Consider the following 11980-nt stretch of genomic DNA (forward strand, 5'->3'; position numbering starts at 1 on the left):
ACTAAAAAAATATCTAAAGTTTTTTCCTGTTAGGTATTAATTATATTTTTGTTCAAAATATTCAAATTATGATTACTTCAGATCAAATTAAAGATCTTAATACCCGCCTTGACAAACTAAGGCACTATCTTTGACATAGATAGGAAATTAATTGAAATACAAAACGAAGAAGAAAAAACCTTCGACCCTAATTTTTGGGACAACCCCAAAGAAGCTGAAATTGTAATGAAATCGCTCAGGGTTAAGAAAAAATGGGTTGAAGATTACAAAACCTTAAAATCGCAAATTGAAGATTTAGAGGTGCTTTATGAATTTTATAAAGAAGGCGAATCTACAGCAGATGATGTTACCACGCATTTTAATAAAACAGCTACCTTTTTAGAAGATGTAGAGTTTAGAAACATGCTATCTGATGAAGGTGATAACCTAAGTGCTGTATTACAAATTACAGCCGGCGCTGGCGGAACTGAAAGTTGCGATTGGGCAAGTATGCTTATGCGCATGTACTTAATGTATGCCGAAAAAGAAGGCTACAAAGTTAAAGAACTTAACTACCAAGAAGGCGATGTGGCTGGTATTAAAACCGTTACTTTAGAAATTAATGGCGATTTTGCTTTTGGTTGGCTTAAAGGTGAAAATGGAGTGCACAGGTTGGTAAGAATATCTCCTTTTGATAGTAATGCTAAACGCCACACAAGTTTTGCTTCGGTTTACGTGTACCCTTTAGTTGATGATACCATTGAAATAGCTATAAACCCAGCCGATATAGAAATTACAACCGCACGCTCTAGTGGTGCTGGCGGGCAAAATGTAAATAAGGTTGAAACAAAAGTTCAGCTATTACACAAACCAACAGGCATACAAATTCAATGTTCAGAAACACGTTCGCAACATGATAATAGAGACCGTGCTATGCAAATGTTACGCTCTCAATTATATGAAATTGAGCTAGAAAAACAACGCGCGCAACGTGATGATATTGAAGCTAGTAAAATGAAAATTGAATGGGGAAGCCAAATACGTAATTACGTAATGCACCCTTATAAATTGGTTAAAGATGTTAGAACAGCACATGAAACAGGTAATGTTGATGCTGTTATGAATGGCGACATAAACCCATTTTTAAAAGCCTATTTAATGATGATGGGCCAACAAGAAGAAAACACAAACGAGCTTTAAAATGAAACAAATAGACACTGTTATTTTTGATCTTGGTGGTGTTTTAATAGACTGGAATCCGGAATACGTTTATCTTAATGAATTTAATGGCAATCGTGAAAAAATGCAATGGTTTTTTAACAATGTTTGTACTATGGATTGGAATGAAAACCAAGATGCCGGCTACCCTATTGCTAAAGCAACAGAAGAAAGAGTAGCCATGTTTCCGGAATATGAAGATTTAATTAGAATGTATTACGGGCGTTGGGAAGAAATGTTAGGTGATGCCATTTCTGGAACAGTTGATATTCTTAAGAAAATGATTGCTTCAAAAAAATATAAAGTAGTAGCTTTAACAAATTGGAGCAATGAAACCTTCCCTATTGCACTAAAAAGATTTGAATTTTTACAATGGTTTGAAGGCATTGTAGTTTCTGGTGATGAAAAAACCAGAAAACCTTTTAAAGATATATACATCACTACGCTAAACCGTTACAATATTACTGCCGAAAACGCTATTTTTATAGATGATAACATCCGTAATATTCAAGCAGCAAACACATTGGGTATTAACGGTATTCAATTTAAAAATCCTGAACAGCTTATTTCAGAATTAAAAACATTCAACATTAATATTTAAACGTTAAAAAAATGATTACGATATACCATAATAATCGTTGTAGCAAATCAAGACAAGGCCTAAGTATTTTAGAGGCTTCTGGTAAAGATTTTGAAGTTATAAAGTATTTAGAAAACACACCTACAGAAACCGAATTAAGAGCCATTATTAAACTGTTAGACATTGCCCCAATTAACCTTGTTAGAAAAAATGAAACTATTTGGAAAACAGATTTTAAAGGTAAAGATTTATCTGATGATGCTATTATTTCGGCTATGGTAAACCACCCTAAACTTATAGAAAGACCTATAGTAATAAACAACAAAAAGGCCGTTATTGGCAGGCCTCCTGAGAAAATTAAAGAGATAATTTAACATTTCAATCTTCAATTTAGCACAACTTTAACTAAAATCGGTTTTACCTAATTATATTTTTGGAGTCTTAAGTCTAAACTATAATTATGTATAAAATTTTTACACTCTTTTTTTTATTAACAAGTGTTATAAACACTAATGCCCAACCAAAACCCCAAGAAAATTTAGTAATAAAAACATCAACCATAAAAGATGTTACCGTTACAGGTAAAGTTTTAGACAAAGAAACCAATGACCCGTTAGAATATGCAACCATTTCATTTTTTAGTAAAAAGGCTAATAAAGTTGTAACCGGCGGTATTACTGATATTAATGGTAGCTTTAGCATTCCTGTACCACAAGGCACTTATGATATAACTATTGAATATATTTCATACAAAACACAAAAACTATTCAATCAAAATATATTTAAATCGCAAAACCTAGGTACTATTTTTTTAGATATTGATATTGCCTCTTTAGGCGAAGTTGAAATTATAGCCGAAAAAACATCGGTTGAAATAAAGTTAGATAAAAAAATATACAACGTAGGTAAAGATTTAACCGTAAGTGGCGGCAGCGTTAGTGATGTTTTAGATAATGTACCCTCGGTATCTGTTGATGCTGAAGGCGGTATTGCGCTTCGCGGAAATGACAACGTACGTATACTTATTAACGGCAAACCATCTGGCTTGGTAGGTTTAAATTCATCAGACGCCTTACAGCAATTACCAGCTGATGCTATTGAAAAAGTTGAAGTTATAACCTCGCCTTCAGCAAGGTATGAAGCTGAAGGTACTGCTGGTATTTTAAATATTATTTTACGCCGTAGTAAATTACAGGGTTTAAACGGCTCTGTAACAGCCAATGCTGGACATCCAAAAGCCGCTGGAATTTCAGGTAATATAAATTACAGAACAGGCGATTTAAACTTTTTTAATACAACATCCTACAGATACAATGAAAGACCCGGACGCTGGTATAACGATGTAGAATATTTTGATATTAACACACCCGATTTAAACGAAAGACGCGATTTTACCAGAATTAACAATGGTATTACCACAAATGTAGGTTTAGAGTGGTATGTAAATGAAACAGCTTCTATTACCACATCGGTTGTTTACAGAAACAACAACAATGAAAACAACTCTGTAAACCGCATGATTCAGTTTGATAAAATAAATAATACCACAACTACCGATATTAGATTAGATCCGGAAGATGGCGATAGAAAAACCATTCAGTATGCCTTAAATTTTACGAAAGATTTTGAAAAAACAGACCACAAACTTACGTTAGATTTTCAGTATGAAGATAATGATGATAATGAATTTTCATTAATTAACTTTAACGGTACAGACACCGATATTTTAGAAAATATTGAAAAGGAATCTAAAATTCTTTTACGTTCAGATTACGTATTGCCAATAGGAAACATGAGCCAAATTGAAATGGGTGTTCGTGGTGATTTCAATAATACTTCAACCGATTATAATGTTGAATTATTAAACACTAACACTAATGAATTTGAAGTAAACACAGATTTATCAAACGTATTCAACTTCAAACAATATTTAATGGCTGCATATGCGCAATATGGTAGTAAAATAAACAAAGTTTCATATTTATTAGGTGTAAGGTTAGAAAACACACGTACTACCCTAGACCAACCTACAACTGGCGATTTTAAACGAAAAAACTTAACAGGCCTATTTCCAACGGTAAATATAAATTTAGAATTAAGTGATGATGAAAGTATTACCTTGGGCTACAACCGCCGATTAAGAAGACCCGGTGGTTTTATGTTAAACCCATTCCCCTCACGCTCAAGTATTACAAATGTATTTCAAGGAAACCCAGATTTAGACCCAACTTACACCAGCAAATATGAAATTGGTTATTTAAATAGGTTTGGTAATATTACCTTAAGTTCGGCTGTGTATTATGCCCACGCTACCGATGTTATGGCCTTTGTAAGTAGAGAAACTGGTGAAACTGCTATGGTTGGTAATGAAGCATTTCCTGTAATACAAAGAAGCCCTGTTAATGTTGCTACAGATGATAGTTATGGCATAGAATTGAACCTTAACTATAGCCCTTCTAGAAAATGGCGTATTAATACCGATGTAAACTTTTTTAAATTTGAAAGAGAAGGCAGTTTTGAAGGTATAGATTTAGGTGCTGATAATTTTACATGGCGTGGAAGAATTTCAAATAAAGTAACGCTTCCTTTTGATATAGACTGGCAAACCATGGCTAATTACCGTGGCCCAAGTTCAGATAATCAAAACGACAGAGAAGGTGTGTTTTCAGTAAACCAAGCGCTAAGTAAAGATTTATTTAATGATAAAGCATCTATAGCCTTTAATGTAAGAGATGTTTTTAACAGTGGCTACTCTAGAAACAATATTACTGCCGATACGTTTAGAGCCTACCAAGAAATACAATTTAGAGGAGGTACAATTTATAACGTATCATTTACATACAGATTTAACCAACAGAAAAAACGCGAGCGTAATGGCGATTATGATGGCGGCGGCGATGGCATGGAAATGTAAAAGCCAAATAATAGGCATAAAAAAAGGAAGCTAATCGCTTCCTTTTTTTATTTAAAGTATTTTTGAAATTATGCTTGAGCACGTTTAGCTTTCTTTTCCTCTATTATTTCTTTTAATCTTTCAATTGAAGATCCAAAAATCCAGTAAGGAATTACAAACGTTAATAAAAATATCATTAACCAAAAACCTATTGTTAAAATGGTTAAAAAAGCTAAAAATCCTAAATATTGGTCAAATTCAAACATAATTGTAAGTTCTCTTTTAATAAACTGTTGCAAAGATAATGCAAAGCTATTTGTTATACAATATAGTTTTTAAATTTATTAACAGAGTTTTTAACTAGTTTAAATTAGGTTGTGGTGTCATGCGTAAATAAGGTTTCACTTCATTAACACCTTTTGTGAAAATGGTTTTAGCATCTTCAGTTGAAATTGCAGGACTTACCACAACATCATCACCATGATTCCAGTTGGCTGGTGTTGCCACTTTATGGTACGCTGTAAGTTGTAAAGAATCTATAACACGAAGTAATTCATCAAAATTCCTACCTGTTGATGCAGGATATGTTATAATTAACTTCACTTTTTTATCATCACCAATAATAAAAACAGATCTAACAGTTAAATTACTATCGGCATTGGGGTGAATCATATCATAAAGTTCAGATACTTTTTTGTCTTCGTCGGCAATTATTGGAAAATTAACCGTTGTATTTTGGGTTTCATTTATATCATTAACCCAACCTTTATGAGATTCTAAACCATCTACACTTAAAGCTACTACTTTGGTGTTACGTTTATCAAATTCATCTTTATATTTTGCTACAGTACCAAGCTCAGTAGTACAAACGGGTGTATAATCAGACGGATGTGAAAACAACACCCCCCAACTATCACCTAACCATTCATGAAAATTTATATCACCTTCAGTTGATTGCGCTGTAAAATTTGGAGCCGTATCTCCTAACCTTATTGTTGCCATAATATTTAAATTTTATATAGTTTTTTATTTCCTACTAAATTAGTAGATTTTACAATGCAACGAAAAAAATTTGTGTTATATATCTGTTAAAAAAAATAACAAATATCATAGATAAAAAGTTAGTAAACAGTAAATTTGTGTTATACAATTAAAACGTATTAAACATGAGTTTCAGAATAGAAAAAGACACCATGGGCGAGGTAAAAGTACCTGCCGATAAAATTTGGGGTGCACAAACAGAACGATCTAGAAATAACTTTAAAATTGGTCCGGCTGCTTCAATGCCGCTTGAAGTTGTTTACGGATTTGCGTATTTGAAAAAAGCCGCAGCTTACACTAACTGCGAATTAGGCGTTTTAGCTATTGAAAAGCGCGATTTAATTGCCCAAGTTTGTGATGAAATTTTAGAAGGAAAACATGATGACCAATTTCCGTTAGTTGTTTGGCAAACAGGTTCTGGTACACAAAGCAATATGAATGTAAATGAAGTTATTGCAAACAGAGCACACCAATTGGCTGGAAAAACTATTGGTGAAGGTGAAAAAACAATACAACCTAATGATGATGTTAACAAATCGCAATCATCAAACGATACCTTCCCTACAGGTATGCACATTGCTGCCTATAAAAAAATAGTAGAAGTTACTATTCCTGGTGTTAAACAACTTAGAAACACACTAGATAAAAAATCTAAAGCATTTAAAGATGTTGTAAAAATAGGTAGAACACACCTTATGGATGCTACACCTTTAACTTTAGGGCAAGAATTATCGGGTTATGTAGCACAACTAGACCACGGCATTAAAGCTTTAGAAAATACCTTGCCGCATTTAAGTGAACTTGCTTTAGGTGGTACTGCTGTAGGTACAGGCCTTAACACGCCTAAAGGATATGATAAACGTGTAGCTGAATATATTGCAAAATTTACCAATTTACCATTTGTAACAGCACCTAATAAGTTTGAAGCATTAGCAGCTCATGATGCTTTAGTTGAAACACACGGTGCTTTAAAACAATTAGCGGTATCATTAAATAAAATAGCTAATGATATTAGAATGATGGCTTCTGGACCAAGAAGTGGTATTGGAGAAATTATAATTCCTGCCAATGAACCAGGAAGTTCTATAATGCCCGGAAAAGTAAACCCAACACAATGCGAAGCTTTAACGATGGTTTGCGCACAGGTTTTTGGTAATGATGTAACTGTAACTGTTGGTGGCACTCAAGGCCATTATGAATTAAATGTTTTTAAGCCAGTTATGGCAGCAAATGTTTTACAATCGGCTCAATTAATTGGAGATGCCTGTGTGAGTTTTGATGTTAATTGTGCTGTTGGAATTGAGCCTAACCATACTGTAATTGAAAAACTGCTTAACAACTCATTAATGCTTGTTACTGCTTTAAATACCAAAATAGGGTATTATAAAGCTGCTGAAATAGCAAATACAGCGCACAAAAATGGTACTACTTTAAAAGAAGAAGCTATTAATTTAGGTTATGTTACTGCTGAAGAATATGATGAATGGGTAAACCCTAAAGACATGGTTGGTAGCTTAAAATAACACCAAAAAACACATACTATTTATAACAAAAAACCAGGTTAATTAATTATTACCTGGTTTTTTTTGGTTAGTTAGCTATCAATCCTTACATAAATTACAAATGTTACAAGGAATATATCTCAAATATATAATTATTGATGTTTTTAATAGTTAACAAATGTTAACGTGCTTCAATTTTTTTTCTAATTCGGCTTAATTGTACGGGTGTAATACCTAAATATGAAGCTATATGATATTGCGGAATAATAGTTTCTAAATCTGGAATTTCTTTACGTAAAGCTAAGTAGCGTTCAGTAGCATCAAGCGTTATTAAATTTAACAGGCGTTTTTCATAATTTATATACACATACTCTAAAATTGTAGCGTTTAAATTACTAAGCGCTAAATTGGTTTTACACATATCTTTAATTTTATGATAATCTACTTCATAAATTTTACAATCGGTAAGTGTTTCAAATACAAATTTTGATGGTTTATTAGTAACTAAAGCTGTTAAAGAAGCTACAAAATGGTTTTGTAAATAGAATGATTTATTAAACTCTTTTCCTTTTTCGGTAGTTACATAACACCTTACAACACCACCTACTAAAAAATAAAGTTTAGTGGGTACTTCGCCATGTTTTATAAGCTGTGTACCCGCTTTTAAGCGTTTAAACTCTGTAATGTTTGCAATTTCTAAAAATGTTTCTTCAGATATATTACCAAGTTTGTTTAAAAAATGAAAGTTAGGATGCATTAAAATTTTGTTAGGGTAAATTGGTTAAACTAAGTTAAAATGTTTATTAATTTATCACAATTATTTCCCTACTATTTACCAATAATCTTGTTTAATAGTAAAAATAAAAAGCCCCTAGCAGAAAACTAGGAGCTTAACTTTAAGTGTTATATTAATTTACTTTAGCGTAAATTCTGAAGTTGAAACTAAATCTTTTTCATTGTATATATTTACAACGTAACGTCCTTTTTCAAAATCTTCATCGGCTTTAACTACAAACTCACAAACATTTAAATTAGCGTTTTCATAATTAAACTTACTAATAGTACTGTAGTTTAATGTTTGTCCGTCAAATTGTACCTGTTCATTTAAACCTAAAATATTGTTTTGAGGGTCTATAACTTGTATATAAAGTTCTTGATCTCCAGCTTGTACTAAATTATTTTTAGCTACGGTAAAACATACTCTAATTTTATCGGTTCTACCAGCTCTTTCAGTAGGAATTAATTTACCCGAAGTTCTTTCAATTACCCCAAATCCTTTTAATCCAACTGTACCTAAAATTGCAGCATTTTCAACAACTTCGGCTAAAGCTGTGTTTTGTACTAATAATGAATCTGTAAACATTGTACGCTCTTCTAACCTTACGCGTGTACTATCTAATGATGATGCTAAGTAGCTGTTTTCAACACGTAATGAATCATTTTGAGCTAACAATACATCCATTTCTTTTTGTAACGATAAGTATTTCTTTTTATAACGCCATAGGCTTCTTACGTTAGTTTCTGAAATTTTTAAAGAATCTATTAATCCCTGAATACGTTCTCTGGCATCAACTAAATTTTTATTAGCTGTTTTGTTTTCACCAATAGCCTCGTCATATTGTTTAGCCATAGCATCTAAATCATTCATTACTAGCTGTTTTTCAGCCATTAAATCGTTTTTAGTTTGCTTGCTTTCATTCATTAAATTCATGGTATAAAAACCAAGTCCTAAAAATAAAGCAAAAGCAATACCTAACGCCACCTTAAGCCCTGTGTTACCTTTATTTCCTTCCATAGTTATGTGTTTTTTAATGTAAAATTTAAGTTTAATTTATTGTTTTCAATGTAATGCTTTTAAATAATTATTTAGTGTATTTTTATATAAAAATTTCCACCAAATGGATAAACTTGTTTTATTAGATAGCGTTACTAAAAATAAACTTATAAATAAGCGTTTAGGCGAATCTAAATTTGGACAACATGTTAAATTACTTTCAAGCATTTCTAACATATACGAGCAACTTGTTAATTTAGATGTTTCTTACGTAATTTTTGGTATTTGTGAAGATGTTGGCGTATATGCAAACTACGGAAACACAGGAACTCACAAAGCCTGGGAAGCTACCTTACAGGCTTTGCTTAACATACAAAGCAACCGTTTTACTAAACCCGAACGTGTTTTAATTTTAGGGCATTTAAACTTCACTGATGCCTTAAACCACATAAAGCCTTTAAACAGCAAAACACAAGCCAACATAAAGAAAGCCCGAAATTTAGTTGATACTATTGATAAAGATGTTACGCATTTAGTACATACTATTATTGCTGCCGGAAAAAAACCTATTATTATTGGTGGTGGCCACAATAATGCTTACGGAAACATTAAAGGAGCCGCATTGGCTTTAAACAGCCCTATAAACGCTATTAATTTTGATGCTCACACAGATTTTAGATTTGACAAAGGAAGACACAGTGGCAACGGATTTAGTTATGCTTATGCAGAAGGTTTTTTAAAAAAATACTTTGTGTTTGGTTTGCACGAAAACTACACCTCTGAAGCTGTTTTAACTTCATTAAATATAGTTAAAGCTGTTAAATATAATACATTTGAAAGTATTGAAATAACTAGCACACTTAAGTTTAAATCCGAAATGGAACGCGCTTTAAACCATATAAGTAAATTTAATTTTGGTATTGAAGTAGATTGTGATGCTATTGAAAATATAACAAGCAGTGCTATGACACCCAGCGGATTTAGTGTTAGTAAAACACGAAAATTTATAAATTATTTTGCTAAACACGAAAACGCTACCTATTTACACATTTGTGAAGCCATACCAAAAAAGAAAAATCAACAACAAATTGGTAAACTAATAACTTATTTAATAACAGATTTTATAAAAGCAAATGAACATTGAATTTGATACTTTTAAACCTGAATATACAACGCATTTTTACAGTTTGAATATTGAATGGTTAAAAACATTTTTTGTGGTTGAACCTTTTGATGAAAATGTTTTAAGCAATCCTGAAACATATATTATTAATAAAGGCGGCCACATTTTTTTTGCTAAACTAAACAATACCATTGTTGGCACAGTAGCTTTAATGCCTATTGGTAATAATGGCCAGTTTGAGCTCACAAAAATGGCGGTGTCAACTACACATAGAGGTTTAAAAATTGGTCAGAAATTATTAGAGCATTGTATAAATTTTGCAAAACATACTATGAAACTACCTAAACTCATACTCTACTCTAACACAAAACTTGAAAACGCTATTTATATTTATAAAAAATTTGGCTTTGTTGAAATTCCTGTTGAACCTAACTCACCTTATAAACGTAGTGATATTAAAATGGAATTGATTTTTTAAAACAAAAAAACCGAAGCTAAAACTTCGGTTTTTACAAACAAACTAAATTAAAAAGACTAACTATTCGTCTTCTAACTTCCAAGTTCTTACCCAATCAACTCGCATAGTGTTAATTGTATCATCTGCTAAATCAGATTTTGGTGGCAAACCACCTAACCAACCAGCTTCATTGGTCCATAAATCAAAAATAATTTCTAAATCGCGGGTAAACACTCTGTCATAAGTATTTCCATCGTTATGTTCTCCTACAACAACACTTCCTGCAGGTTCACCATCTAAGTAAAATTGTATGTGTTTAGCATCTTTCCACCAAACGCCGTACGTATGGTAAGCTTCATTCCACCCTTTATTTTTTAAAGGATTTGCATCAGATAAATCTGCTCTAAGATAGGTTCCTTTATTTCTAATGGTTTGCGGTGTTTCATTCTCATCTGCCTGAAAATATTGTGAATTCATTCTTTCAGGAAAAATTTCGGCATCGCAATTAGTGCATGAAGGTTTAGAGTTATTTTCAATAATATCAATTTCATCTCTATTGTTAATATCACCGTTGTTTAACCAATACGTATTATATGCTGAAATATGGGCTGTTTTTATACTAGCCTCAGTGTACATGGGATATTTGGTTTCTGCTTTTGAGTGAATTCTTGCAGTTTGAAACCATCTATTTTCTGGATTACTTTCATTTAAGGTAGCTTTAATCCATAATTTACCATCAGTAACTCCTGAGTTTGTAGCTGAATTTGACATAAATACAGGTGCGCCATAATGCCATGTAGATTTAAACCATTTTGTACTATCCCAGGTATCAAACTCATCAGACATGGGTTCATGTTTTACCCATTTTTTTCCTGTTGGTGTTGTATTTTCAATAGAAACAAATGACGGGAAATTTGGGTCAATGTTATTAAAATCTTCTGCTGTTGGTCCATTAGGAACCTCAGTAACTGTTATGGTTACTGTGGCTTCACTTGTATCTCCATCTTCATCTGTTAAGGTATACACAAAACTATCTTGCCCACTAAAATTTGTATTGGGAATATATTCAAACACACCATCAGAAACCTCTGTAACGCTGCCGTTTGTAGCATTAGTTTTTATGCTATAATTGTTAGTATCGCCACCATCATTACCAATATCATCATTTTGTGATACATCAATTTGATTAGCGGTGCCAGATGTACTATTTTCTAAAACTGTTAAAGTATCATTTTTAGCTGTTGGTGTATCATTAGGTGTTTCGGTTTGTTCTTCCTCATTAGAATTACTGCTAGAACAACTATTACAGCTTACTACAACACCAAAAAAAATAGTAAAAAGCATTATATATGCTTGTACGTTTAACTTTAATTTCATCGTTATTAATTATGATTTATTCAAAATTAAACGACA

At 32.2% G+C, this 11980-nt stretch carries 12 protein-coding genes; 7 read left to right on the forward strand and 5 right to left on the reverse strand.

Going from position 1 to position 11980, the window contains the following annotated elements; translation table 11 throughout:
• Positions 1-68: 68 nt before the first annotated feature.
• The 4 genes from prfB (at position 69) to FUA26_RS06460 (ending at position 4691) form a co-directional block, all read left to right on the forward strand.
• Positions 69-1179, forward strand: a protein-coding gene (gene prfB, locus FUA26_RS06445) for a peptide chain release factor 2 (RefSeq protein WP_147133243.1) whose coding sequence is annotated in 2 segments (ribosomal slippage) — positions 69-131 and positions 133-1179 — 1110 coding nt in all. Because the reading frame shifts where the segments join, the coding sequence is not laid out codon by codon here.
• Position 1180: 1 nt separating this feature from the next.
• Positions 1181-1798 (forward strand): HAD family hydrolase, encoded by a 618-nt coding sequence (locus FUA26_RS06450; protein ID WP_147133246.1) that lies wholly within the window; start codon positions 1181-1183, stop codon positions 1796-1798.
• An 11-nt stretch (positions 1799-1809) separates the two neighbouring features.
• Positions 1810-2151, forward strand: coding sequence for an arsenate reductase (glutaredoxin) (gene arsC, locus FUA26_RS06455; protein ID WP_147133248.1), 342 nt, complete (start codon positions 1810-1812; stop codon positions 2149-2151).
• Positions 2152-2237: 86 nt separating this feature from the next.
• A complete protein-coding gene (locus FUA26_RS06460) occupies positions 2238-4691 on the forward strand; it encodes an outer membrane beta-barrel family protein (protein WP_147133251.1) in 2454 nt (817 codons plus the stop codon).
• A 68-nt stretch (positions 4692-4759) separates the two neighbouring features.
• Here FUA26_RS06460 and FUA26_RS15685 read toward each other — a convergent pair whose 3' ends face one another.
• Together FUA26_RS15685 and FUA26_RS06465 are read right to left on the reverse strand one after the other, a co-directional pair.
• Entirely contained in the window at positions 4760-4936 is a 177-nt protein-coding gene (locus FUA26_RS15685; protein ID WP_186826873.1) for a hypothetical protein, read from the reverse strand.
• 94 nt (positions 4937-5030) lie between these two features.
• The gene (locus FUA26_RS06465) at positions 5031-5672 is read right to left on the reverse strand and encodes a peroxiredoxin (RefSeq protein WP_147133254.1); all 642 of its coding nucleotides are present in this window, start codon (positions 5670-5672) and stop codon (positions 5031-5033) included.
• A gap of 164 nt (positions 5673-5836) precedes the next feature.
• On the opposite strand from FUA26_RS06465, the gene fumC reads away from it, so the two are divergent.
• Entirely contained in the window at positions 5837-7234 is a 1398-nt protein-coding gene (gene fumC, locus FUA26_RS06470) for a class II fumarate hydratase (RefSeq protein WP_147133257.1), read from the forward strand.
• Positions 7235-7394: 160 nt separating this feature from the next.
• Here the strand turns inward: fumC and FUA26_RS06475 are convergent, their stop codons facing one another.
• Together FUA26_RS06475 and FUA26_RS06480 are read right to left on the reverse strand one after the other, a co-directional pair.
• Positions 7395-7970 (reverse strand): Crp/Fnr family transcriptional regulator, encoded by a 576-nt coding sequence (locus FUA26_RS06475; RefSeq protein WP_147133259.1) that lies wholly within the window; start codon positions 7968-7970, stop codon positions 7395-7397.
• A 156-nt stretch (positions 7971-8126) separates the two neighbouring features.
• Complete coding sequence (locus FUA26_RS06480; RefSeq protein WP_147133262.1) at positions 8127-9008, reverse strand: chromosome partitioning protein ParA; 882 nt, start codon at positions 9006-9008, stop codon at positions 8127-8129.
• 103 nt (positions 9009-9111) lie between these two features.
• On the opposite strand from FUA26_RS06480, the gene FUA26_RS06485 reads away from it, so the two are divergent.
• Both FUA26_RS06485 and FUA26_RS06490 read left to right on the forward strand, forming a co-directional pair.
• Positions 9112-10131, forward strand: coding sequence for a formimidoylglutamase (locus FUA26_RS06485; RefSeq protein ID WP_147133265.1), 1020 nt, complete (start codon positions 9112-9114; stop codon positions 10129-10131).
• Positions 10121-10588: a GNAT family N-acetyltransferase gene (locus tag FUA26_RS06490; protein WP_147133268.1), complete on the forward strand. Its 468-nt coding sequence runs from the start codon at positions 10121-10123 to the stop codon at positions 10586-10588. The genes FUA26_RS06485 and FUA26_RS06490 overlap by 11 nt, the downstream gene beginning before the upstream one ends.
• A gap of 60 nt (positions 10589-10648) precedes the next feature.
• On the opposite strand, the gene FUA26_RS06495 is transcribed toward FUA26_RS06490, so the two are convergent.
• Positions 10649-11944: an Ig-like domain-containing protein gene (locus tag FUA26_RS06495; protein WP_147133270.1), complete on the reverse strand. Its 1296-nt coding sequence runs from the start codon at positions 11942-11944 to the stop codon at positions 10649-10651.
• Positions 11945-11980: the final 36 nt, after the last annotated feature.

This window comes from Seonamhaeicola algicola (assembly GCF_007997385.1).
Classification (GTDB): domain Bacteria; phylum Bacteroidota; class Bacteroidia; order Flavobacteriales; family Flavobacteriaceae; genus Seonamhaeicola; species Seonamhaeicola algicola.